Source organism: Grimontia sp. AD028 (assembly GCF_000973155.1).
Classification (GTDB): Bacteria; Pseudomonadota; Gammaproteobacteria; order Enterobacterales; family Vibrionaceae; genus Enterovibrio; species Enterovibrio indicus.
The window spans coordinates 36,558-62,434 of sequence record NZ_LASY01000070.1 but is presented as its reverse complement, the minus strand read 5'-3'; the positions used below and the strand labels follow the sequence as shown (position 1 = coordinate 62,434).

Annotated in this window: 20 protein-coding genes; 15 read left to right on the top strand and 5 right to left on the bottom strand. The window is 46.6% G+C overall.

What is annotated here, in order from left to right; all coding sequences use genetic code 11:
- Nucleotides 1-114: 114 nt before the first annotated feature.
- The gene (seqA, locus tag RN22_RS15980; RefSeq protein WP_046305715.1) at nucleotides 115-660 is read right to left on the bottom strand and encodes a replication initiation negative regulator SeqA; all 546 of its coding nucleotides are present in this window, start codon (nucleotides 658-660) and stop codon (nucleotides 115-117) included.
- A gap of 182 nt (nucleotides 661-842) precedes the next feature.
- On the opposite strand from seqA, the gene RN22_RS15975 reads away from it, so the two are divergent.
- From RN22_RS15975 to fldA, 3 genes are all read left to right on the top strand, one after another.
- Nucleotides 843-1,616: an alpha/beta fold hydrolase gene (locus RN22_RS15975; protein ID WP_046305713.1), complete on the top strand. Its 774-nt coding sequence runs from the start codon at nucleotides 843-845 to the stop codon at nucleotides 1,614-1,616.
- A gap of 60 nt (nucleotides 1,617-1,676) precedes the next feature.
- Complete coding sequence (locus RN22_RS15970; RefSeq protein WP_005506339.1) at nucleotides 1,677-1,895, top strand: DUF2788 domain-containing protein; 219 nt, start codon at nucleotides 1,677-1,679, stop codon at nucleotides 1,893-1,895.
- Nucleotides 1,896-2,016: 121 nt separating this feature from the next.
- The gene (gene fldA, locus RN22_RS15965; protein ID WP_046305712.1) at nucleotides 2,017-2,544 is read left to right on the top strand and encodes a flavodoxin FldA; all 528 of its coding nucleotides are present in this window, start codon (nucleotides 2,017-2,019) and stop codon (nucleotides 2,542-2,544) included.
- 57 nt (nucleotides 2,545-2,601) lie between these two features.
- Here fldA and RN22_RS15960 read toward each other — a convergent pair whose 3' ends face one another.
- On the bottom strand, nucleotides 2,602-3,081 hold the full coding sequence (locus tag RN22_RS15960) for a DUF4442 domain-containing protein (RefSeq protein ID WP_046305711.1): 480 nt from the start codon (nucleotides 3,079-3,081) through the stop codon (nucleotides 2,602-2,604).
- A gap of 192 nt (nucleotides 3,082-3,273) precedes the next feature.
- Between RN22_RS15960 and fur the strand changes: the two genes are divergently transcribed.
- Nucleotides 3,274-3,717, top strand: a complete 444-nt coding sequence (fur, locus tag RN22_RS15955) for a ferric iron uptake transcriptional regulator (RefSeq protein WP_002539579.1) — start codon at nucleotides 3,274-3,276, stop codon at nucleotides 3,715-3,717.
- 63 nt (nucleotides 3,718-3,780) lie between these two features.
- Here the strand turns inward: fur and glnS are convergent, their stop codons facing one another.
- The 3 genes from glnS to nagE all read right to left on the bottom strand — a co-directional run bounded on the left by glnS (nucleotide 3,781) and on the right by nagE (nucleotide 9,917).
- Nucleotides 3,781-5,448, bottom strand: a complete 1,668-nt coding sequence (glnS, locus tag RN22_RS15950) for a glutamine--tRNA ligase (protein ID WP_046305710.1) — start codon at nucleotides 5,446-5,448, stop codon at nucleotides 3,781-3,783.
- Nucleotides 5,449-5,652: 204 nt separating this feature from the next.
- On the bottom strand, nucleotides 5,653-8,331 hold the full coding sequence (locus RN22_RS15945) for a beta-N-acetylhexosaminidase (protein WP_046305709.1): 2,679 nt from the start codon (nucleotides 8,329-8,331) through the stop codon (nucleotides 5,653-5,655).
- 95 nt (nucleotides 8,332-8,426) lie between these two features.
- Nucleotides 8,427-9,917 (bottom strand): N-acetylglucosamine-specific PTS transporter subunit IIBC, encoded by a 1,491-nt coding sequence (nagE, locus tag RN22_RS15940; protein ID WP_002539582.1) that lies wholly within the window; start codon nucleotides 9,915-9,917, stop codon nucleotides 8,427-8,429.
- A gap of 265 nt (nucleotides 9,918-10,182) precedes the next feature.
- Between nagE and nagB the strand changes: the two genes are divergently transcribed.
- The 11 genes from nagB (at nucleotide 10,183) to wecC (ending at nucleotide 25,747) form a co-directional block, all read left to right on the top strand.
- The gene (gene nagB / locus RN22_RS15935; protein ID WP_002539584.1) at nucleotides 10,183-10,983 is read left to right on the top strand and encodes a glucosamine-6-phosphate deaminase; all 801 of its coding nucleotides are present in this window, start codon (nucleotides 10,183-10,185) and stop codon (nucleotides 10,981-10,983) included.
- A 15-nt stretch (nucleotides 10,984-10,998) separates the two neighbouring features.
- On the top strand, nucleotides 10,999-12,135 hold the full coding sequence (nagA, locus tag RN22_RS15930) for an N-acetylglucosamine-6-phosphate deacetylase (protein ID WP_046305708.1): 1,137 nt from the start codon (nucleotides 10,999-11,001) through the stop codon (nucleotides 12,133-12,135).
- 7 nt (nucleotides 12,136-12,142) lie between these two features.
- Nucleotides 12,143-13,357 (top strand): ROK family protein, encoded by a 1,215-nt coding sequence (locus RN22_RS15925; RefSeq protein ID WP_002539586.1) that lies wholly within the window; start codon nucleotides 12,143-12,145, stop codon nucleotides 13,355-13,357.
- Nucleotides 13,358-13,522: 165 nt separating this feature from the next.
- Nucleotides 13,523-15,094: a cation:proton antiporter family protein gene (locus RN22_RS15920; protein ID WP_046305707.1), complete on the top strand. Its 1,572-nt coding sequence runs from the start codon at nucleotides 13,523-13,525 to the stop codon at nucleotides 15,092-15,094.
- Between the two features lie 247 nt (nucleotides 15,095-15,341).
- Nucleotides 15,342-17,015: an asparagine synthase B gene (gene asnB / locus RN22_RS15915; protein ID WP_046305705.1), complete on the top strand. Its 1,674-nt coding sequence runs from the start codon at nucleotides 15,342-15,344 to the stop codon at nucleotides 17,013-17,015.
- Between the two features lie 624 nt (nucleotides 17,016-17,639).
- Nucleotides 17,640-19,043, top strand: a complete 1,404-nt coding sequence (locus RN22_RS15910) for an undecaprenyl-phosphate glucose phosphotransferase (protein ID WP_046305703.1) — start codon at nucleotides 17,640-17,642, stop codon at nucleotides 19,041-19,043.
- A 10-nt stretch (nucleotides 19,044-19,053) separates the two neighbouring features.
- Nucleotides 19,054-20,286, top strand: coding sequence for an outer membrane beta-barrel protein (locus tag RN22_RS15905; protein WP_052737554.1), 1,233 nt, complete (start codon nucleotides 19,054-19,056; stop codon nucleotides 20,284-20,286).
- Nucleotides 20,287-20,309: 23 nt separating this feature from the next.
- A complete protein-coding gene (locus RN22_RS15900; RefSeq protein WP_046305699.1) occupies nucleotides 20,310-20,843 on the top strand; it encodes a polysaccharide biosynthesis/export family protein in 534 nt (177 codons plus the stop codon).
- Nucleotides 20,844-21,004: 161 nt separating this feature from the next.
- Nucleotides 21,005-23,233 (top strand): polysaccharide biosynthesis tyrosine autokinase, encoded by a 2,229-nt coding sequence (locus RN22_RS15895; protein ID WP_046305697.1) that lies wholly within the window; start codon nucleotides 21,005-21,007, stop codon nucleotides 23,231-23,233.
- A 9-nt stretch (nucleotides 23,234-23,242) separates the two neighbouring features.
- Nucleotides 23,243-24,379 (top strand): non-hydrolyzing UDP-N-acetylglucosamine 2-epimerase, encoded by a 1,137-nt coding sequence (gene wecB / locus RN22_RS15890; RefSeq protein WP_046305695.1) that lies wholly within the window; start codon nucleotides 23,243-23,245, stop codon nucleotides 24,377-24,379.
- Between the two features lie 129 nt (nucleotides 24,380-24,508).
- A complete protein-coding gene (wecC, locus tag RN22_RS15885; RefSeq protein WP_046305693.1) occupies nucleotides 24,509-25,747 on the top strand; it encodes a UDP-N-acetyl-D-mannosamine dehydrogenase in 1,239 nt (412 codons plus the stop codon).
- Nucleotides 25,748-25,877: the final 130 nt, after the last annotated feature.

The window sequence follows — 25,877 nt, the reverse complement described above, 5'->3', positions numbered from 1 at the left end:
GAGAGGCAGCATAACCACCGCACTAAACGCCCAACAGGTCTAGATATAGTGAGAGGCCCGTCAGTGACAAGGCCTCTTCATCGATATGTTCTTTTTACACCAAACGTTGCGCGATTAAATCTCGCCTACCACTTTTTCAGTGATGTCGTTGGAGAAATTCATTTTGGTCATCAACTGCTCAACCATCTGACGCTTGCGGCCTGTGTTGGTATTGGTGATCACCCAAAATGGCGTTTCCGGAATGTGTTTTGGTTTGGTCGTTTTACCGCTCTCGAGCAAAGTCTGCTCGTTATCCGCGAAGTAAACACGCGTGCGTCCTTTCAGCGCCGTTGCTTCGGCAAACGCTTGGGAATCAATACGGTACAACGTAGAAAGCACCAGCATAAAGCGACCGATGGCTTTCTCTTGCGCCGCGAATTCATCTGAGATCAACAGGGAGCGCATTTCTTTTACACGATCAACGGTGTCACTTTTGCCCGCATCTTTACTGACCACAATACCCTTTTTCTCTGGGGTCGGTGTCAACGTTGCAACGGGTTGTTGCTCCACCTGCGGTGCCATCAGCAGTCTGCGCAGAATGTCCGATGCACTTTCACCAATGTGCTGGGTCTGGCTGGCAATGTACCGGTATAGCTCTTCATCAACCTCAATTGTCTTCATCGTTTGATCATCGTGTCCTGTTTACAATTCAACGCTGCGATTATACAGAGTTAGGGGTACCCGAGCCACCTCAAGATGCTGGTTTCAGTGAGAATAACTCTCTTCGTGATCGAGGTAAGGTTTTGAGTCATCATCAGGATCGTTATACTAGGCTCAACAACGAACTTTACGGGAAACACGCAGTGCAACTGAACTTTAAGATCCAGGGCGAAGGCAAGCCTCTACTGTTGATCCATGGCTTATTTGGCAGTTTGGACAACCTCGGCGGATTAGCAAAAGTATTGGCTGAACATTATCAGGTCTATCAAATTGATTTGCCTAATCATGGCCAGTCTCCGCGTTCTGAAAGCGTTGACTATGTATCCCAAGCCACCGCAGTGAAAGAATTTCTTGATCAGCAGAAAATAGAGAAAGTCACTGTTATCGGTCACTCCATGGGTGGCAAAGTGGCCATGATGCTTGCGCAGCTCCACCCGGATTATCTGCAAGATTTGGTCGTGATGGACATTGCGCCCGTTGAGTACAAAGTCCGTCGCCATGATTCGGTGTTGGCTGGTTTGAATGCCAGTATGGCGCAGCCCATTTTGAGCCGAAAAGAAGCAGAAGCGAAACTCGCTGAACATATTGTTGAGCCTGGCGTTCGTCAGTTTCTGTTGAAATCTCTCGCTAAAACGGAAGATGGCACTTTTGATTGGCGTTTTAACGTCCCCACACTTGAAGCTCGTTATGCCGACATTACTGGCTGGCAAGAACACGCGATCTTCGAGGGTGATACCTTGTTTTTGAAAGGTGCGAACTCGGACTACATTTCCGCCGAACATCGCGAAGATATTGAGCGTCAGTTCCCCCGAGCAAAGGCACACGTCGTTGCCAACACCGGGCATTGGTTGCACGCAGAAAAACCGGACACAGTAGCGCGTGTGATCACTCGCTTTTTAACAAACTCAGAGCGTTAACAGACCCGTCTTACTTGTGCTATAGTGCGCGGCGAAAATGGGTTCCGAACGGAGGCGGGAATGCTATACGAGCACTTCGAATTGCTCGAGAAGATAGGTCTTGATCTGCTGTTTGCAGGTATCTTCTTTTTCATTGGCATGGCAATCAAGGATGTGCTCAATGAAGGAAAAGTCCCACCTTTTGGCCGCAAAATTGTGTGGCTGGTACTTTTCCTTGGGTGTGCAGGCTTTATCACCAAAGGCGTGATCCAGCTTTTCTGGGAAGGCGTAGGCATTTAAGCCTGCCACTGTGGCACCTAACAAAGATTACAACGGCAAGAAGGCGAAGCCTTCTTCTACACTTTAGATTCTGGGCTGTGTATATTGCGGCTCGATTAACAATAAATAGGTATTCTCTATTATGGCGAGCGTAGGTCTCTTCTTTGGTAGCGATACAGGTAACACTGAAGCTATCGCCAAGATGATTCAAAAACAACTGGGCAAGCACATGGTCCATGTTCAGGACATTGCAAAGAGCAGCAAAGAAGACATCAATAATTTTGATCTGCTTCTGCTTGGCATCCCAACATGGTACTACGGCGAAGCGCAATGTGACTGGGACGACTTCTTCCCAGAGCTTGAGCAGATCGATTTCTCTACCAAGTTGGTCGCTATTTTTGGCTGTGGTGATCAGGAAGACTACGCGGAATACTTCTGTGACGCGATGGGTACCATCCGTGACATCGTAGAAACCAAAGGCGGCACCATTATTGGTCACTGGCCGACAGAAGGTTACGAGTTCGAGGCATCTAAAGCACTGGTTGATGACAACAACTTTGTCGGCCTATGTGTTGATGAAGACCGCCAACCAGAATTGACTTCTGCCCGCGTAGAAAAATGGGTTAACCAAGTCTACGAGGAAATGTGTCTGGCTGAGCTGGAAGGCTAAGCAAGCACCCAACAAAAAACGCGCCTTGAGCGCGTTTTTTGTATCTGTCTTAGGGCTTTAAGCTAACTTTTCTTCACGATACTTTGGTTTTTTCCGCACATACAGCACGCGGCGTACTCGACTCACTACTTCCCCATTGGCATCCTGCACATTTACGATGAACTCCGGAAATACCTTATCTCCGTTCGCCGTCGCTTGCTGAATAGACGTTATCGCTTCTTCAGAAATCACAAATTCCGCGAACAAATCTGTGGTACCTGGTTTGATAAAATTGATATCGGCCTCTTTGTCCCAAACAAAGTATTTTTCTCCCAGGATCCCCATCAACATGAGGGCATAAGTAGGATCAGTCATAGAGAAAATACTGCCACCGTATTGGGTTCGATTGGCGTTTTTATTCCACCAGCGGAGTTTCAAACGAATCTTAACATGGCGGAAATCTTCGCTAATATTCAGGATCTTAATACCCGCACCCCAGAATGGAGGCCAACAGTTCAAGGCGAATTTCACAATGCCGGGTTTGTAGTATTTGTACACAGGAATTCCTTTTCTGGTCATACCAGTCAATACTGCCAGTTTTGCAATGCGACAACAAGCCGCAAAACCAACCAATTAGGTCAGATATTTGCCCCTTTGCACTGGCGACGTCTTATCACATTTGTTACGCTAAACATCAATTTTCCCGTTCTCTCACACAGGGAAAAAAGCAATTACGTAGGAAAGAACCGGATGTCAGATAATAACAAGGCACTAAAAGACGCAGGACTGAAAGTAACGCTGCCTCGATTGAAGATCTTAGAAGTACTGCAAGAGCCGGACTGCCAGCACATCAGCGCTGAAGATCTCTACAAAAAGCTTATCGATATCGGCGAAGAAATTGGACTTGCTACCGTGTATCGCGTGCTTAACCAGTTTGACGATGCCGGAATTGTTACCCGTCACCACTTTGAAGGTGGCAAATCGGTTTTTGAACTGGCGACACAACACCATCACGATCACTTAGTTTGTCTGGACTGTGGCCGCGTTATCGAATTTACTGATGATGTCATCGAGCAGCGCCAGAAAGATATCGCAAATCAGTTCAACATCAGACTCACAAACCACAGTCTGTATCTTTATGGCCATTGCACGAAAGATGGCTGCAAAGACGACCCGAGCATTCACGACGTTTAATATCGTCGATAAACGGGCAAAAAAAACCGGAGCCAAGCTCCGGTTTTTTGTTTTTAAGGCTCGTTAGTCGCCAATTTTCGCCCATGTATCGCGAAGACCGACCGTGCGGTTGAATACCAGTGCACCTTCTTTACTGTCTTTACGATCTGCGCAGAAGTAACCCATACGCTCGAACTGGTAGCCTTGCTCAGCTTCTGCTGCTTTCAGACTTGGCTCCACGTAACCACGAACCACGGTCAGTGACTCAGGGTTAATGGTCGCTGCAAAGTCATCAGCTGCGCCAGGGTTCGGCACAGTGAACAGGCGATCGTACAAGCGGATTTCCGCTTCAACACCTGCATCCGCAGATACCCAGTGGATAACGCCTTTTACTTTTCGGCCATCTGCCGGGTCTTTACCCAGTGTCTCTGGATCATAGGTGCAGTAAACCGTGGTGATCTTGCCATCAGCATCTTTGTCACAGCGTTCAGCTTTCACGACGTATGCGTTACGCAGACGCACTTCTTTACCCAGCACCAGACGCTTGTACTTCTTGTTCGCTTCTTCGCGGAAGTCTTCAGCTTCAATCCAGATTTCGCGGCTGAATGGGATTTCACGCTCGCCCATTTCTGGTTTGTTCGGGTGATTAGCTGCATTCAGCGTTTCGATTTCACCCTCTGCGTAGTTCTCAATAACCAGTTTGATTGGGTCAAGCACGGCCATCGCGCGAGGTGCGTTTTCGTTCAGGTCATCACGCACGCAAGACTCCAGTGAGCTCATCTCAATGGTGTTGTCTTGTTTAGTGACACCAATACGCTTACAGAACTCACGAATTGATGCAGGCGTGTAACCGCGACGACGCAGGCCAGAAATGGTCGGCATGCGTGGGTCATCCCAGCCATTAACCAGATTTTCACTGACCAGTTGGCTAAGCTTGCGCTTTGACATCACAGTGTATTCCAGGTTCAGACGGCTGAACTCATACTGACGTGGCTGACACTCAATAGTGATGTTCTCCAGAACCCAGTCGTACAGACGACGGTTGTCCTGGAATTCCAGCGTACACAGTGAGTGAGTAATGCCTTCAATCGCATCTGAAATACAGTGTGTGAAGTCGTACATTGGGTAAATGCACCACTTATCACCGGTCTGGTGATGGTGTGCAAAACGTACGCGATAGAGCACTGGATCACGCATCACCATAAATGGTGAAGCCATATCAATTTTTGCACGCAGACAGGCTTTGCCTTCAGCAAATTCGCCGTTCTTCATTTTTTCGAACAGCGCCAGGTTTTCTTCCACAGTGCGATCGCGGTATGGGCTGTGTTTACCAGCTTCCTTCAGGGTGCCACGGTATTCGCGGATCTCATCAGGGCTCAGTTCTTCAACATAAGCCAAACCTTTTTCGATCAGTTCTACCGCATACCCGTGGAGACGGTCGAAGTAGTCAGACGAATAACAAACTTCACCATCCCATTGGAAGCCCAGCCAGTTCACATCGTTCTTGATAGACTCAACGAACTCGATGTCTTCTTTCTCTGGGTTGGTATCGTCAAAACGCAGGTTGCACTGACCCTGGTAATCTTGGGCGATACCAAAGTTCAGACAGATCGACTTTGCGTGACCGATGTGCAGATAGCCATTTGGCTCTGGCGGGAAACGCGTGTGAACAGTGTTGTGAACACCACCTGACAAATCTTTATCAATGATTTGACGGATAAAGTTAGTTGGACGAGCCTCAGACTCACTCATCAAAAAATACCTCGTTGGAAGATCCAGATCTTATACCCAGGCGAACTTGAGATGCTGTCGTTCAGCGCCTTGGTTGAATAGACTTTAAATAACGCCCAATAATCCCCGATCGTGGCTATTTACTCAACCACTACTGAACGCTCTCACGCCATTTGAACAAAAAAAAGCCCGCGAAGTGCGGGCTTTGATGCTTTAAGGGGGAAATTACAGAGAAACCGCGCGACCTTCGCGTTGTTTATCTGCACTCAATGCACGCACTTCTACGTTAGCATTGTTGTCAAGAGCTACCGGAGCGACGTAGTCCATCCAAGATTGACCACCATCTACAGAGTATTGCATTGGCAGACCCGGCATGCTGATGTTCATGTGCAGTTTGCCGTCTAGCATGATGGCGCCTGGAACAGGAATGCGGTAGTTGATACCTGATGCATCCAGTTTCGCCATTTCGCGCTGACCCATCACATTGGCAAAGCGCGTCCAGTCTTGCAGTTGCGCATCTTTATTAACGTGAGAAGTCTCTTGGTTGAATTGCTTACCCACTTGGTAATCCAATTCCCAGTCTGCTTTGTGCCATGCACGCTCAGCGGCGGCAATCACACGAGGGAATACCATGTATTCGTATTGCTCATCAGTACGAACGGTTTCACTCCAAAGTTGTGCAGATAGACCATGGAAGCCTTCGTTGTGTTCAACGATACCTTTACCATTGAATCCGTTACCATCGCGGTCCACTGACGTTTCTGCGTTCTGAGGCAGGTTCTCTGGCGCGAACCCAAACATCTTGCGAGTGTCAGTTGCACGGGTTGCCCAGTAATAGCCACGCTCTTTCGGGTCTACTTCGTATGGCATATCCATGTACACGTAGTCCGGGTTAGAGACGATCAGGTCGTAACCTTTCGCAGCCCAGTCGTATGCAGATGCATCACCGCCCCAGTACAGCACATCCCAGAAGTTCACGCGGGTGTTTTCGGTTTTGAACGCTGAAGCATCTTTTGAATACTTCAGGCCGTCTTGCCATGCTTGGAAGTTCTCAATGCCTTGCTCAGCAACTGCACCACTGACTTTCTCCGCAAAGAAGCTTGGTAGGTGACCAAAATCAGATACCACACCTTCTTCGATCAGCTTCTGACACATTGGAGACTTAGCGAATGGCTTGTCTTGCTGGCTCAGATCAATATTGCCTTTCCACGCCACCTGGTCAGTTGCGTTGGTATCTTGGAAGCCTGCATTCAGTTTGATGTTCTTCGCTTCATCACCACCGAAATGCCAGGTGTTAAGCGGCATGCCAGCAGCGTCGTGCATCGCTTTTACTTCAGTGATCACTTTGTTCACGAAGTTCATGGACGAGTCCATACATGGGTTGATGAAGCTGCGCTTATCGTAAAACTGAACCGTGGTTACGTTAGACGTATCTTGCGGATCCATCAGACGGAATTCTTCTGCTTTCGCCAGATCGCCCTGCTCTGCATATTTCTGGTAACGCGCTTCCATAGAAACCACCGCCGCACGTGAGTGCGCAGGCATGTCGATTTCTGGGATCACTTCAATACCGCGTGCTTTCGCATGACGCAGAATTTCCATGTAATCCGCTTTCGAGAAGTAGCCAGAACCAAAGTTGTCAGTGCTTGGGCCTGAACCCAACTGTGGCAGAAGACATGAGGTTTCGCTCAGGTCGTGGCAGCGGTTTGCGCCTACGTCAGTCAGTTCAGGGAGGCCCGGAATTTCCAAACGCCAGCCTTCATCATCCGTCAGGTGAAGGTGTAGCTTGTTCAGCTTGTATGCCGCCATCTGATCGATAGTGCGCAGCATTGCTTCCTTAGAGTGGAAGTTACGCGCAACATCTACCATCACACCGCGGTATTCAAAGCGAGGTGCATCTTCAATAGCTACCCAAGGCAGCATCTCGTCGTCACCGTTGTCCATCAGCGCCAGCATAGATTGCAGACCGTAGAATGCACCCACACTATCGAAGCCCAGCACTTCAACACCACCAGCATTCACTGCCAGTTTGTATGCGCCTGATACCGCTTCTTTGCCTTCGAACGCTTTCGCATCAACATTGATGTTCAGCGCGATGTCACCCTCAACATTCACGTCCAGAAGCTCAGCGCGCTTTTCGAATGCTGCCAGTTGGTCAGCATCCAATGCGTTGTTGGTTACTGCGAAGCCTGAGGCAATGTGCAGCGCGCCACGCATTTGCTTGGTTTTCAGCGGAGTTGGAATGATAGAGGCTTCAATTGCACCTTCTGCCAGTGCAGCGACATCGCTGTTTTTCGCATAACGGGATGCAGCAGTCGCCAGCACGTTGTTATCTTCCGGCGTACGCTTCCAGTTCTTGCCTTCGATCTCTGCCACGTAAGCATCGACGTTTTCTGTGTTCAGCGAAGCAATCGCTTTAGGAATAGCATTACCTGCTGTCACGTATGCACGAGGCATAAAGTCAGTTTCAAACAGCGTCCAGTATTCCTGAATAAGAGGGATCTCGATTGTTTCGCCAGCTGCAAAACCCTCGAAGGATGCCGTTGGAGTCATCACATAAAGGTCACCGGTGATGTGTTCAATCGCGAAATCTTTGTTCTCAACATCCAGAATGACACGAATGCTGTGCAAGTATATTTTCCAGTCGTTGCCAGAAATCGCGTCACCTTCGTTAACCACAGTCATCAGGATCTTGTTACAAGAAGCCCACTCTGCTCCCATATCCTGACATACCATGCCTTCCTGTGCACCGTGGTTTGTCTCCACGTCATAGCTGATATTCAGTTGAGAAGCCAGTGCATCAACCTTTCCTTGTTGCGCTGCGTCTGACTGCAGAGAACTGCAACCAGCCAGACCTGAAGCAATCGCAACAGACAAGATACCCATCTTAAATGTTTTGTTCATTGTTCATTTTCCCTACGAATAGCCTTAAAAAAGGCCCAAAAAAAGCCGACCCCGTTAGAGGCCGGCTATGTTGACTGTTTAGTCAGTATTTTTTATTAAGGCAGTTTTACGTCAGACAGGTCTTCAGTAGTGCCGACTTTTTTCATTTCGCCAGCAACGATTTCTGCCAGTGGGCCCAGAATAACCTGAAGGTTGTTGGTACCCAGTTTAACAACACCCATCGCACCCAGTGCTTTCAGTGTTTTCTCGTCGATTTGGCTGCCGTCTTTAACAGTCAGGCGCAGACGAGTAATACATGCATCGATGTTAGTCAGGTTGTCGTGACCACCCAGAGCTTTCAGGTACTGACGAGCCAGAACACCAGTTTCTGCTGAACCTTGAACGTCTGAAGAAGTTTCGTCATCTTCTTCACGACCTGGAGTTGCCAGGTTGAACTTCAGGATAGCTGCACGGAATACGGTGTAGTAGATAACCGAGAACACCAGACCTTGAGCAATCAGCATGTACCAGTTAACCGCCAGTGGGTTACGGGTAGACAGAACCATATCCACCAGACCTGCAGAGAAGCCGAAGCCTGCAATCCACTGCATAGATGCTGCGATGTATACAGAGATACCAGTCAGCAGTGCGTGCAGTACGTACAGACCAGGTGCCAGGAACATGAATGAGAATTCCAGAGGCTCAGTTACACCGGTGAAGAAAGATGCGAAAGCAGCAGCCAGCATGATAGATGCAACTTTCTCTTTGTTTTCTGGCTTCGCACAGTGGTAGATAGCCAGTGCCGCACCTGGCAGACCGAACATCATGATTGGGAAGAAGCCCGCCTGGTACATACCAGTCACACCTACAACACCAGTACCTTCAGCGATAGACTTAGCACCGCCCAGGAAGTTAGGGATGTCGTTAATGCCAGCAACGTCGAACCAGAATACTGAGTTCAGAGCGTGGTGCAGACCAACAGGGATCAGAAGACGGTTGAAGAACGCGTATACACCCGCACCCAGCTCGCCCATGCCTTGAATACCTTCACCGAAGCTTACCAGACCGCCGTATACGGTTGGCCATACGTACATCAGGATGAACGCGATGAAAATACCAGCAAAAGAGGTCAGGATAGGTACAAGACGCTTACCAGAGAAGAATGCCAGTGCTTTGTGCAGTTCAACGTGTGAGAAACGGTTGTACAGCTCAGCAGATACGATACCAACCAAGATACCTACGAACTGGTTGTTGATCTTACCGAATGCTGCAGGCACTGCGCTTGGGTCGATGCCCTGAATTTGCGCAACCGCACCTGGAGACAGCAGCGTGGTCACAACGAGGAAACCAACGAAGCCTGACAGTGCAGCTGCACCATCTTTATCTTTAGACATACCGTACGCAACACCAACCGCGAACAGTACAGACATGTTATCGATGATTGCGGCGCCCGCTTTGATCAAGAATGCTGCCAGTGCGCTGTTCGCACCCCAGCCATTCGGGTCAATCCAGTAACCAACACCCATCAGAATTGCAGCAGCAGGAAGCGTGGCGACTGGCACCATCAGCGCTTTACCTACTTTTTGGAAATAACCGAGAATATTCACCTTTGTTCCCCCTATAGTGGTTCTTTCTCAGATGTGTAATGACAACATGGGACTTTTTTTACTATCCAATGTGAGTCAGGAGGAGTTTATTCCATTAATTTCGCCCCGCAAATTAAAACGGATGCAATTGTGATTATCGTCACTCAAAACACTACAAGATCGGGTTTTTTGCTAGCACGCTCATAAAACTTATTTTATGATGAAAACTAAGATACAAATCCACTATCATGTATAGTCAGAATTTGAATTAACTGAGAGGTGTCCCGTGAGACTTATCCCGCTACAAACAGCACATGAAGTAGGCCTTTGGTCAGCACGTCATATCGTTGATACGATTAACAAATTTGCCCCAACCGAAGATCGTCCGTTTGTTCTTGGCCTGCCAACTGGTGGCACCCCTCTGAACACTTATAAGCAACTGATTAACCTTCATAAGCAGGGCGAAGTAAGCTTCAAACACGTTGTAACTTTCAACATGGACGAGTACTGTGGCATCCCTGCAGACCACCCAGAATCATACCGCAGCTTCATGTACAACAACTTCTTCAACCACATTGATATTCAAGAAGAAAACATCAATCTGCTGAACGGCAACGCTGAAGATCACTACGCTGAGTGCAAGCGCTACGAAGACAAGATCAAATCCTACGGTAAAATTAACCTATTCATGGGTGGCGTAGGTAACGACGGTCACATCGCATTTAACGAACCAGCGTCTTCTTTGTCTTCACGCACCCGTATCAAGACACTGACTGAAGACACACGCATTGCAAACTCGCGCTTCTTCGATAACGATATCAACCAGGTACCTAAGCACGCGCTGACGATTGGTGTTGGTACGCTGTTAGACGCTGAAGAAGTCATGATTCTGATCACCGGTCACAATAAGTCACTGGCACTGCAAGCAGCTGTTGAAGGTTCAGTAAACCACCTGTGGACTGTATCTGCTCTGCAACTGCACCCTAAAGCGCTGATGGTATGTGATGAGCCATCAACTGCTGAGCTGAAAGTGAAGACGGTTAAGTACTTCCAAGAGCTGGAAGCAGAAAACATCAAGAACCTGTAAGGGAAGGAAGTATTCATGTACGCACTGACAAACTGCCGAATTTTCACCGGTAGCGAAGTGCTGGATAATCATGCCGTTGTCGTTGATGGCGGCTTGATCCAGAACATCTGCCCAGAAAACGACTTGCCTGAGGGCATTGAGACCCGTTCATTGGACGGCGCATTCCTGACTCCTGGTTTCATCGACCTGCAACTAAACGGTTGTGGCGGTGTAATGTTCAACGACGAAGTGACAGCGGACACCATCCGGACGATGCACTTGGCAAACCTCAAGTCTGGCTGCACCAGCTTCCTGCCTACCCTGATCACATCTTCTGATGAAGATATGAAGGCATCTGTCAGTGCGATTCGTGATTACCGAGAGCAGTACGCTAACCAAGCGCTTGGCCTGCACCTGGAAGGTCCTTACCTGAACGTTGCTAAAAAAGGCATTCACAGCGTGGATTACATCCGCCGTTCTGATGATGCCATGATTGACTTCATCGCGGCTAACGCCGACGTGGTAACGAAAGTCACGCTGGCACCTGAGCTAACACCTTCTGAACACATCGAAAAGCTGGCAAAAGCAGGCATCGTGGTTTCAGCAGGTCATACCAACGCTAGCTACGTTGAAGCACGCGAAGGTTTCAAAGCAGGTATCACGTTCGCGACTCACCTTTTCAACGCAATGACCCCAATCGCGGGTCGTGAGCCAGGAATGGTTGGCGCAATCTACGACACACCAGAGGTTTATACCGGTGTTATCGCAGACGGTTTCCACGTTGACTATGCAAACATCCGCATTGCACACAAACTCAAGGGTGAAAAACTTGTTCTGGTTACCGACGCAGCAGCGCCTGCAGGAGCAGACATGGATCACTTTATTTTTGTTGGCAAGAAAGTATATTACCGAGATGGTAAGTGTGTTGATGAAAATGGCACGCTTGGCGGTTCGGCATTGACCATGATTGAAGCAGTACAGAACTCTGTCGAACATGTAGGCATCGCTTTGGATGAAGCGGTACGCATGGCAACCTTGTATCCTGCACGTGCAATCGGCATGGATGACAAGCTTGGCGCTATCAAACAAGGATATGTGGCCAACCTGACCGTGTTCGACCGTGAATTCAATGTCAAAGCGACTGTGGTTAACGGCGAATACACATTGAATTAGGAAACTTATGACAGGCGGACAAATTGGTAACGTAGATCTGGTCAAACAGCTAAACGGTGCCGCCGTTTATCGACTCATCGACCAACAAGGGCCGATTTCTCGAATCCAAATTGCTGATGTAAGCAGCCTTGCACCAGCCAGTGTTACCAAAATCACCCGCCAGTTACTGGAGCGCGGCTTAATCAAAGAAGTCGCGCAACAGGCTTCCACCGGTGGCCGACGAGCCATATCGCTGACCACCGAATGTGCACCTTTTCACTCTTTGGCCGTCCGCCTTGGACGTGATCGCATCGAACTGACCTTGTTCGACCTCGCTGGTAATCCGCTGGCAGAGCATGACGAACCATTCCACTACCCTAATCAGGACACACTGATTGAAGGGCTGATCTACAAGCTTCATACCTTCCTTGCTTCAAACCAAGACGTCGTCAGAGAGCTGATTGCGGTGGCTATTTCCTTGCCAGGCCTTGTCGATGCTGAAGCGGGTATCGTTGAATACATGCCACATATTACGATTGATAAACTACCGCTGAGTGACTTAATTCGTGATGAGTTTGGCGTGCAGTGTTTCATCGGAAATGATACCCGTGGTCAGGCATTGGCAGAACATTATTTCGGGGTGAGTAAAAATTACTATGACACCTTGCTGGTGAGTGTTCATAACGGTGCAGGTGCAGGTATTATCGTTAACGGTCAGGTGTTTCTGGGCTATAACCGTAACGTAGGCGAGATTGGCCACATCCAAATTGATCCGCTCGGCAAGAAATGTCAGTGCGGCAACTTTGGCTGTTTGGAAACCGTTGCCTCCAACCCAGCGATCATAGAACATGCTCAACAATTGTTGGCCCAAGGCCACGACAGCATGTTACAAGGCAAGAAAGATTTGAACGTATCAGACATCTGCCGTGCTGCTGTGGCGGGCGATGAGCTGGCACGTCAGGTTCTGGTGAAAGTGGGTAACCATCTTGGCAAAGCCATCGCCATGACCATCAACCTATTTAATCCACAACAGGTGGTTATCTCAGGCGAAATCACGGAAGCAAAGAGCGTTGTTTTCCCCGCGATTCAACGCTGTATTGAAAACCAATCTCTGCGTACCTTCCATCAGAACCTCCCTATCGTTGCGGCAGGGCTCTCTTCAACGCCAACACTCGGCGCATTCGCTCTGGTTAAGCGTGCTATGTTGAACGGAGCGTTGCTTCAAAAACTGCTGGAAGACTAAAAACAAAACTGATGCTGAATTAAGCGCATAGTTTGCAAAATGTTACAAAGGCAATGCTGGTGACCAGCGTTGCCTTTGTTTTATCATTGCAACCAACTTTTCAGAGTTGATACTCAGCATTTCCGTTTTCAGCTCTCACCTTCTTTCTAGGACGTTTACAGGTTTATGGATTTAGTCATTATTGCTGTCGCATTCATCAGCGGCTTTCTTATGCTCCGCTGTCAAATGCCACCTCTTGTTGGCTTTCTGATCGCTGGCTTTGCCTTGCATGCAGCGGGTTACACAAGTACACCGTTGATTCAAACCCTGGCAGATCTTGGTGTCACCCTATTGCTGTTTACGATCGGCTTGAAGCTCGATGTCAAATCCCTACTGAACAAAGAAATCTGGCTCGGTGCAACGCTCCATAACATGGCAACCACTGCCCTCTTTACTCTGTGCTTGGTGGCGTTAAAAGCTATTGGCATGTCGACATTTGCCAGTCTGAATCTCAATGATCTCGCTCTGATTGCTTTCGCACTTTCCTTTTCCAGCACCGTTTTTGCCATTAAAGCCCTTCAAGAAAAAGGCGAGATGAACGCAACCTACGGCACACTCGCTATTGGTATCCTCATCATGCAGGATATTTTTGCAGTGATTTTCCTAACCATAGCTTCAGGCAAAGTACCGGGTGTTGAAGCGCTGTTGTTGTTTGCTTTACCTCTCGCCCGCCCTTTGCTGTTTAAACTGCTCGACAGGGCTGGCCATGGCGAAGTGCTGGTACTTTACGCCGTGTTCCTTGCGTTGGTCGCTGGCGCTGGCTTATTCGATGCAGTTGGTATGAAGCCAGACCTAGGTGCCCTTATTCTGGGGATGTTAATGGCAGGCCACGCCCGCGCGTCGGAAATGGCAAAATCCTTATTCAACCTAAAGGAACTCTTTTTAGTTTGTTTCTTCCTAAACATTGGCCTGTCAGAACAACCGACACTTCAAGGCTTTTTCATCGCAGTAATACTTCTCTTCCTTCTGCCGCTTAAAGGCCTTTTGTATTACTGTATTTTCAACGGGTTTAAATTCCGCGTACGCACATCACTCTTCGCTACTCTAACTTTGTTTAACTACAGTGAGTTTGGCTTGATCGTTGGCGGTATCGCCTACCAGATGGGCATCATGCCTGGCAGCGTGTTAGTAGCGATTGCCATTGCTGTTTCTTTGTCTTTCGTTTTGGCAGCACCTCTCAACACCTTCAGCCATAGAATTTACGCCTATGCGTCTGACAAGCTCCACGACCCCAACCCGAATAAGCTGCACCACAACGACCAACTTATCAGCTTGGGTAACGCTCGAGTCGTTATCCTTGGAATGGGACGTATCGGCACTGGTGCCTACGACGAACTGTCGGATGATTACCCACAAGCCGTGCTTGGTATCGAAGCACGTGAGGATTCCGTTGAGCGCCACCGCAGTGAAGGGCGCGACGTCATTCTGGGAGATGCAACGGACCCAGACTTCTGGTCTCGGGTAACGTCTTCAAAGCAAATTGAACTGATCTTGTTGGCAATGCCAAACAGTCATGCCAATACCATTGCAATGGAGCAGATCAACCAGCTCAACTACAAAGGTAGAGTGGCGGCTATCGCACGTTATGCCGACGAACTGGAACAGCTCAAAGCGCTTGGTGTTAATGAGGCCTACAACATTTACCGAGAAGCAGGCTCTGGCTTCGCGCGACATGTAAAAGAGCGTATGCCTCACTAGGCTAACTTTCTTCCTCCTAACCTTTTGAAAGCGCCATTTCACACTTGAAATTGGCGTTTTTTTAATCACAACCTAACTATCATTCACCTAAACCCCGTATTTGATAAATTATTTCTAACCACACACTAAGTTTGATATTTTTTTTCTCGTTGTTGCTTGCTTTTTTTATTCAAGTTGGCAAATTGGACACAACACAAAATAAAACGCGCCTTTGAAAGGCGGCAGCAGGAAGTTTAGAGAGGGATTTATGTGTTCTGTATTTGGCATTCTGGATATTAAGTCAGATGCAACCGCACTACGAGAAAGTGCGTTGGAAATGTCGAAGAAACTACGCCACCGTGGCCCAGATTGGTCAGGCATTTATTCATCTGAGCGCGCTATTCTTGCGCACGAGCGTCTGGCCATTGTTGGCCTGAACTCTGGCGCCCAACCTCTCTACAGCCCAGATGGCAAAGTAGTATTGGCGGTTAACGGCGAAATCTACAACCACAAAGAAATTCGTGCGCGTTACGAAGGCAAGTACGATTTTCAAACTGATTCAGACTGTGAAGTGATTCTGGCTCTTTATCAAGACAAAGGTGCTGACCTTCTCGAAGAGTTAAACGGCATTTTTGCTTTTGCGCTTTACGATGAAGAAAAAGACGAATATCTGATCGGCCGCGACCATATCGGTATCATTCCTCTCTATCAGGGCTATGATGAGCACGGCAACTACTATGTCGCTTCTGAAATGAAAGCGCTGGTTCCAGTATGTAAAACCATCAGCGAATTCCCTCCAGGTTGCAGCTACGGTTCTAAAGATGCTGAGCCTGTTCGCTACTATGTACGTGATTGGAATGAGTTCGCAGCGGTTGAAAACAACACCTCAAGCAAAGAAGAACTGACAGCAGCGCTGGAAGCCGCAGTTAAGCGTCAGCTGATGACTGACGTACCATACGGTGTTCTTCTGTCGGGCGGTTTGGACTCTTCTATCACTTCAGCAGTGGCTAAACGCTTCGCCGCAATGCGTGTTGAAGATGATGACCAAAGTGCAGCATGGTGGCCACAGCTTCACTCTTTTGCGATTGGCTTGGAAGGCGCGCCGGATCTGAAAGCCGCTCGTGAAGTGGCTGAGAAAATTGGCACTGTTCACCACGAAATGACCTACACCATTCAGGAAGGTCTGGATGCTATTCGTGATGTTATCTATCACATTGAAACTTACGACGTAACGACTATCCGTGCATCCACGCCGATGTACCTGATGGGTCGTAAAATCAAAGCCATGGGCATCAAAATGGTACTGTCCGGCGAAGGTGCAGATGAAATCTTCGGTGGCTACCTATACTTCCACAAAGCCCCAAACGCCCAAGAGTTCCATGAGGAGACTGTGCGTAAACTGCTGGCTCTGAATATGTTTGACTGTGCGCGTGCGAACAAATCACTGGCGGCATGGGGTGTAGAAGGTCGTGTACCTTTCCTCGACAAAGAGTTTATCGATGTAGCGATGCGCCTAAACCCGAAGGACAAAATGTGTGGCAACGGCAAGATGGAAAAACACATCCTGCGTGAGTGTTTTGAGCACTACCTGCCAGATTCAATCGCATGGCGCCAAAAAGAGCAGTTCTCAGATGGCGTTGGCTACGGCTGGATTGATACCCTGCGTGCCGTTGCAGAGGAGAAAATCACTGACCAGCAAATGGAATCAGCCAGCTTCCGCTTCCCTTACAACACACCACAAACCAAAGAAGCTTACGTTTACCGTGAGATCTTTGAAGAGCTGTTTCCACTGCCATCAGCGGCAGAATGTGTTCCAGGCGGCCCATCAATCGCCTGTTCAAGTGCCAAGGCGATTGAGTGGGATGAGAGCTTCAAAAACAGCGCAGACCCATCTGGTCGAGCTGTGGCAGCAGTTCACAACGAGGCTTACTCAAAGGCTTAAGCCTAAACTATTATCGTTAAATAAAGGCTTTCCCAAGTGGAAAGCCTTTTTTCTACACCGCAGCCCCATATACAGTCCTACCACCCACATAAATAGCACATACGGTCGCGATCAACTTAACCAAAATTAGTTTCGACTTTTTTCACTTCGTACCAAGGTGCTATTTATATATTACAAAGTCATCACTAGTCAGAGTAATAACCTAGTAAATAGACATAATGACCGAATTCACATCTAACACCTTAACAATAATAATGTTTTAGCGGTTTTCTGATCTATTACCTTACTGTTAGTCCTATCATTTTTATTCGTTTTTTTTTGTTATGAGCCGTAATTTATTTACTGTCTAATATGTTATTTACATTCATTTGTGTGGCATCACGCACGAATGACTTATTGTCAAATCCAACACTCAATATCTATGTAAACCCGTGAATTTCTGATGTTAATATCCTGCCATCTTTTACTGCGTCAAACTTATGACACGGGAAATCTAATTATTATCAAAACAATCAATAAGCATCTCTTTTGATTTCGTACTTTGGGAACGACACTCAAGGGCGGTAGCGTCGAAAATCACAAGCCAACGATGGATCATCGATTAGTTATCTAAGGTCAGAGAAAATGGATTCCACTCTTAAATTACATAGTAACTACGGCGCACTACATGTTCTATATAGAACGATTGACTGTCTCATTATATTATTGACACTTTACGTAATATCTACGTCCTATACCAATCAGTTCATTCAAAAAGATTTACTATTGGGAAGCTATGCCATTTTGGTATACATGCTTATAGCAGAGAAAAATGAACTCTATCGCTCTTGGCGAGTTCATCTTTTTAGGGAAGAAGCACTAAGTATTAGCAAGGCATGGTTTATTACTTTCATTGCGTTAGTTTTTCTGGCTTTCTTTACTAAAACAAGTACTGATTATTCACGTGTTGTTACTGGCGTCTGGTTGATAGCCACACCAGTAATACTTATTACTTGGCGATATGCAGCCAAACAGACTTTAAAGAAACTTCGCGATTACGGATATAATAAGAAAGAAGCCATTATCATAGGGGTGACAGAGAATGGTATTCGACTCGCTCACCAATTGACAAAGCACCCTGAACTTGGCATCAAAGTGAGCGGTTTTTATGATGATAGGGAAGCCAGCCGTCTAGATATCGACAATCTTCCAGCCCCATTTAGAGGCAATGTTCCTTCAGCGTTAGAGCTTGTTAAAAGTGGTGACGCACAGCATGTGTACATTTCGATGCCACTGAAGGCAAATGAACGTATCACTGCGTATCTGAAAGACTTTTCAGATACCACGGCAAATACCTATTTGATACCGGATTTCTTTGTCTACAACCTTATCCAATCTCGATTGAGCGCGATAGGAAATATACCGACCATCAGTATTCATGACACCCCTTTCTACGGTACCAATGGTTGGTTTAAGCGCGCTCAGGATATCGTACTTGCTTCATTGATCATTCTACTGATCAGCCCAGTACTTATCGGTGTTGCCATCGGCGTCAAATTTTCATCACCGGGCCCAATCATTTTTAAACAATACCGCTACGGGCTGGATGGTCGTCGCATCAAAGTCTGGAAATTCCGTTCAATGAGCACAATGGACAACGGCTCTATCGTCAAGCAAGCCACAAAAAATGACCCTAGAATCACACCCTTTGGGGCATTTATTCGAAGAACCTCGCTGGATGAGCTTCCACAGTTTATCAATGTGTTGCAGGGCCGTATGTCTATCGTTGGTCCTCGTCCGCATGCTGTCGCGCACAATGAAGAATATCGAACCATCGTTGATCGTTACATGCTGCGACACAAAGTGAAACCAGGCATCACTGGCTTAGCGCAGGTTAACGGCTACCGCGGCGAAACAGATACTTTAGAAAAAATGCAGAAGCGCGTTGAGTTTGACATCAAATACATTCAGTCATGGTCAACCTGGCTTGATCTAAAAATCATCTTTAAAACCGTATTCAAAGGCTTTACCGGAAAGACTGCCTACTAAAGGAATGAAAATGAACAGCCCGAAGAAAACACTCATTGCTTTGGCTTTGTTAAGTACTAGCAGTTGGGTAGTCGCTAATGAAGATAATGGGTACACCACAGAGTCAGGGATTAAAATCACCCCACTCTTTGAAGCTTATTATGAATACAACGACAACGTCGGTCGCTATTCACCTTCTGAAAGCCCTGAGTCATCCAGCGCGTTGATTGCTAAACCAGGCGTAATGTTTGAATCTGACCGTAACGGAAACCAATACCAGATTGCATACCAACTATCTTCCGGCAACTATTTTGACAGTGATGTCGATGACTTTCTCGACCATGCATTGACGACAAACAATTTTGTCCAGATCAGCCAAAGAAGTGGGATTGGCTTTAACTACACGTACCTAAAATCTCACGAAGCTCGCGGTACTGGCATTTTGGCAGGTGACCAGCTTACAACTATTGCAAATGAACCTGTGAAATACTCTCTGCACAACGCAAACATTACCCATGTATACGGCGCAGAAGACGCGACAGGACGGCTTGAGTCCAATTTAAGGTACGAAAACAAGAAATATAACAATTATCGCGACCTCACTGCTCCGGGTTTTGTTGCTTTGAGCACCAAGTATAAAGACTACGATGAACTCGCTGGCGCGCTAGCATTTTACTATCAGATATTTCCAGCGACAGAGCTTTTACTCGAAATAGATTTAGCTGATCGTCAGTACAAGCTTGGCGACCCTGTCAGTGGTAGTTCACAGAATAATCTTGATGCTTACTTTCTTGTAGGTACCCAGTGGGACATTACGGGCAAGACCACCGGCAAGCTGAGATTGGGCTTGCAAGACAAGAACTACGAAGATGATGCCAGAGAAGACTTCAATGGTTTCAGTTGGGATTTAGATGTTGTTTGGGAGCCTCTTACCTATTCAACGATTGCTTTGTCTGCTGCACAGAGCGCCATCGACCCGGATCAAGGCAACAACTTCATCAATCAAACCAGCTTTGCTGCTAGTTGGAAGCACTTCTGGCTATCGCGCGTATACAGCAACATCGCATTCGACATCATTAACGATGACTATTCACAGAGTTCCCGAGAAGACGACCTACTGAGATCCTCTTTCTACCTCGGATATGCGTTCAGGGAAGATACGGAAATTACTGCTGGCTGGCGATATGAAGACAATGACTCGTCGATTGACACCAACCGCTACAGCCAAAATGTTTGGTACCTCGGCACTAATCTGGTGTTCTGATTTTTCAAAGGATTGCTGTTCAAATGACACACATCTATCGCTTACTCGTTACGTTCACCTTTATCCTCGCTTTTCCATTAAGTGCTTTCGCTAGTGGTAACGACTACACCATTGGCGCGGGCGACAAAATTCAAATCATCGTATATGGCGAGGAAGAGCTAACCATTGAAGAGTTGTATATCGATAGCAGTGGCGAATTCGATTACCCCTATCTCGGTCAATTAATGGCAATTGGCAAAACGACCGAGCAGCTAAAGGCTGAAATTATCAGAGGTCTAAAGGGCGACTACCTCGTCTCGCCAAAAGTTCGTGTGGGTATCGTCGGTTACAGGAGTATTTTCGTCAACGGTGAAATCAAAAAACCTGGCGGATACGAGTATCAACCTGGCCTTACCGTAGACAAGGCGATTGCCCTTGCCGGGGGCTTCACAGAGCGGGCTGCAAGGAAAAGTATCTACATTACTCGCGAAGATAAAAATGAACCTAAAAACCGAGTAAGTCTTTCTCACATGGTCGCACCTGGGGACATCATTGTTATTGAACAGAGCTTTTTCTAGCTCCAGTGTCCCAGCCAAATTAATTACCTCTCAAGAGGATATACAAAATTTGGTCTATGTTCCTTAACAATAAAATTTTCAACTCCCTTCTTTGTCAGGCTTTGGTCGAAATAAATACCTCACGACAGTGAGAAAAAACTGCATTTAAGATGGAATAAATAATGTCAGCTCACCCAAATGAAACTTCAGTACACCAAGAGCAACTGATTGATATTGGATATTATATTCATTTACTCAAGAAACGCTGGCTTTCTATTTCCTTCTTTACGTTACTCTGTACAGCGATTGCAGCTCTCGTTGCGCTATCTATTACGCCTACTTATCGAGCGACTGCAACCCTTCTTATAGAGTCGCAACAAGTTAAAGCTATTTCTATTGAAGAAGTCGTTGGCATAGATAGCCGCGCAAACGAATACTATCTCACACAATTCGAGATACTGAAGTCCAATCAAGTCGCACAGCGCGTTATCGACAAGTTACAACTGAATCAGATTGAAGAGTTTAACCCATCAATCGGTGCAAACAATGAGCCTGGTTACAAGGAACAAATCAAAGACTGGTTGCGCTCTCATCCAGTCATTGACTCTTTCTTTTCATCAAAAGAAGAAATGGCCATTGACCCTGAATTAGAAAAAGAAGCCACAAATTTAAAAATACTAAAAGCATTTAAATCCAGACTGACAATATCCCCTATTCGTAAAACACAGCTAGTTAGAATTTCATTTGACTCAAAAGATCCTAAGCTTGCCGCAGAGATCGCCAATGCCGTGGGCTATGCCTTTATAGAAAACAATCTGGAGTCCAAGCTTCTCGCCACTGATAAAGCAAATGGATGGCTAAACGAGCGACTCACAGAGCTCAAACAGAACCTGAATTCATCCGAGCAAGCTTTAGTTCAGTTTCTACAACGTCAAGAACTTATCGACAACAGCGGTATTGCGGCCCTAACCAGTAATGAACTGCAAAACCTGACAGATAGAATCGCAGAAGCGACAGACCGAAGAACGAAAACCCAAGCGCTGTATAACGCGCTGAAAAGTAGTCCTAACGCCGATATTGCAACCCTCAGTGCTAACGCCCTGATTTCGAACCACCCACAAGTGCGTGACATCCGCCTTGCAGAGTCGGAAGCTGAGAAAGAAGTCAGTCAGCTATCCAAGCGCTATGGCCCTAAACACGACAGAATGATTCAAGCCAACGCGAGGTTGAAGTCGGTTCAACGTCGCGCAGAAAGCCTAATTTATAAGCTGATCAATGGGGTCGAAAAAGAACTCGCCAGTGCGAAAGAGCAAGAAGCTCTGCTTAAACAAGAGCTGTTAAGTAAGAAAGAAGAGTTTCAATCTTTAAGTGTTGTTAAAAGTGAATACGATGCACTCAAGAGAGAGGTAGAGAGCAACGCCAAACTATATGACTTGTTCTTAACTCGCCAAAAAGAGACATCTGCTACTAGCGATTTCAGCGCAGCCAATGCTCGCTTCAGCGACCACGCACTGGTTCCGCAAAGTCCTTTTAAGCCGAATCGCAAACTCATCGTGGTCATTGCTTTAGTTGCAAGCATGGGTTTTGCTTGTGTTCTGGTGATTTGCTTAGATGCATTCAACAACACCATCTCTTCTGCTAGAGACTTTGAAAACAAACTCGGTTTGTTGCCTACAGGCACACTTCCTTTGGTTAAAGCCAAGGAATATAAACGCAATCATATTGATGCTTCCGTTTTCAGCAACAGTAAGTTTGCCGCGTTTCAAGAGTCCATTGACTCCATTCGAACGTCTCTCTACCTGAGTATGCCGAAGGCTGAAAGGAAATTTCTGGCGCTGTCTTCTTCTGTTCCCGGTGAAGGTAAAACGACAACAGCTTTAAATCTCGCCCAGTCTTTCGCAAGCATCGAAAAGGTTCTGCTGATTGATTGTGATTTGCGAAAACCTTCAGTGGGGATACGCTTTGGACTCCCAAATAGTCATCCGGGACTAACCAACATTTTGGTCATGAATGCATCACCCAATGATTGCATTACGACCATTGAGGGAACCAATTTAGACGTACTGCCCGCAGGGTTGATTGTTGCGAATCCGCAAGAACTTCTGAGTGGCAGCTCTTTCCATAAGCTCATTGAAGAGCTGGGCGAACGATACGATCGCATCATCTTTGACACGCCCCCTATTTTACCAGTGAAAGATGCATTTATCGTCGGGAAGTTGACCAAGGGTATTGTGCTCATTCTGAAAGCCAATAGCACAAGCAAGTCTGTTTATAAGCACACCATGTCCTTGTTTACGAAACATCAAATATCTATTGATGGCGTAGTGATTAATCAGGTTCCCCAGCCAAAGAAAGGCACACATACATACTCAGAGTATTCACGTTATGCATACGGAAACATGGAGAGCTAAGGAAGGCATATGACCCCAGAAATTAAAGTACTTACCGTTTTTGGCACACGTCCAGAAGCGATCAAAATGGCGCCGTTGGTTCATAAGTTAAGTCACGCGGAGGGCATAGACGCTAAGGTATGTGTTACCGCGCAGCATCGCGAAATGCTTGACCAAGTCTTAGATCTCTTTGAAATTGAACCCGACTTTGACTTGAATGTGATGAAGCCAGGACAATCACTTTATGAGGTGACAAGCAATATTATTTCCGGCCTAAAACCGGTCCTTGAGGACTTCAAACCAGACATTGTTCTTGTTCATGGCGACACAGCGACAACACTTTCTGCCAGCCTGGCTGCCTACTTCCAACAGATTGCCGTAGGGCATGTCGAAGCAGGACTTCGTACAGGAAACATCTACTCACCTTGGCCAGAGGAAGGGAATCGTAAACTGACCGGGGCAATATCAACGCTTCACTTCGCACCAACGAAAACATCAGAATGCAACCTACTCTCTGAGGGAGTCAGCGCGGAGAGTATTTCTATTACAGGAAATACCGTTATTGATGCGCTCTTTCTTGTTAAAGAAAAGCTAGAGAATGATCAGGACCTCATAGATACTTTAGCGTCTGTCTTTCCGCAAATAGATAACAACAAAAAGCTTATTCTTGTTACTGGGCATCGTCGTGAGAGCTTTGGTGGGGGATTTGAACGAATTTGTGAAGCACTTGCAGAGATAGCAACACGCCACCCAGATAGCCAAATTATCTATCCTGTTCACCTAAATCCTAATGTGAGAGAGCCAGTCAATCGCATACTAAAAAATGTGAATAACATTCACCTGATTGAGCCTCAAGAATACCTGCCGTTTGTATATTTGATGAACAAAGCCCACGTCATTCTCACTGATTCAGGCGGTATTCAAGAAGAGGCCCCTTCATTGGGTAAACCTGTATTGGTTATGAGAGACACGACTGAACGCCCGGAGGCAGTAGAAGCTGGCACAGTTAAACTCGTAGGTACTGATAAGAACAAAATTATTACGGCGGTTGACAACCTACTTAATAACGAAGACGACTACGAAAGAATGAGCCGCGCACATAACCCTTATGGTGACGGTAAGTCTTGTCAGAGAATTATCGAGAAAATCATTACAACGTTTTCTTAGTGTCGATTTCTTCGATTGCTCTCTGAGCTGACTGTTTTTCGCAGTCAACAAAAACACAAATCCAATTCAACTTTATTTAATGTCAATTTTAAAGCGCACAAGTATTAAAGCTGTGCGTGAGGAGCTGTTATGTCCTTTAAAAAGGTTTCCGTCATTGGTCTGGGCTATATTGGTTTGCCAACTGCCGCAGTGGTAGCATCTCGCGGTATAGAGGTGGTGGGGGTGGATGTAAATCCAAAGGCCGTTGATACAATCAACCAAGGTAAAATTCATATCGTTGAACCTGATTTGGATATCGTCGTACGTGGTGTCGTGAGCACTGGAAACCTGAGAGCTACAACAGTTCCAGAACCGGCTGAAGCATTTATGATCGCGGTACCTACCCCCTTTAAAGAAGGTAATTCCCCTGATCTTTCTTACATTGAAGCAGCCGCCAACGCCATTGCACCAGTCTTAGAGAGGGGAAACCTAGTCATTCTCGAATCCACTTCACCAGTGGGTGCAACAGAGAAACTGGCTGAATGGTTAAAAGTAGCAAGACCGGACCTAACCTTCCCTCAAGACTTGGGTGACGCAGCAGATATTAACGTTGCACATTGTCCTGAGCGTGTATTACCAGGTTACGTGCTTCAAGAGCTCGTTGCTAACGACAGAGTAATAGGTGGTTTATCCAAGGCGTGCAGTGATAAAGCCGTAGAGCTATACAAAACATTCGTGCGTGGTGAATGCATTATTACAAACGCGCGTACTGCGGAAATGGCTAAACTCACCGAAAACTCATTCCGTGATGTGAACATTGCCTTTGCAAATGAACTTTCGATGATCAGTGACAAATTGAAGATCAATGTTTGGGAACTGATCCGATTAGCTAACCGTCACCCTCGAGTCAATATACTTAACCCAGGACCGGGAGTGGGTGGTCACTGCATTGCAGTCGATCCATGGTTTATCGTCGACAGTTGCCCTGAAGAAGCTAAAATCATCCGCCAAGCACGATTAACCAATGATTCAAAGCCGTATTTCGTTATTGATCAGATTGAAAAAGCTGCCGACGAATTTAAGCGACCTGTAGTCGCATGTTTAGGTCTCGCATTTAAAGCTGATATCGATGACCTGCGCGAAAGTCCAGCCTTACAAATTGTTGAAGAATTAGCCAATAGAAATATTGGACAAATATTTGCGGTAGAGCCAAATGTTCAATCAATCCCTGAGAAGTTGGTACATTCCGGGGTTGAACAGACTAGTTTGGAAACTGCTATTGAGAAATCCAATATAATAGTAGTGCTTGTAGACCATCATCAATTTAAAGATGTGGATAAAACGTTACTCGCGAAGAAAGTTGTTATAGATACACGCGGTGTGTTCTAATTTAAATGTATAAGCAAGTTACAAGAAAGTTCAAGGAGCACCTAGCATTAATTATTATGTTAGGTACCTCCCTGTGCACATTCATTTCAATAATCATCGTCAAGAATAACTCAGATGGCGAATCGTTTGC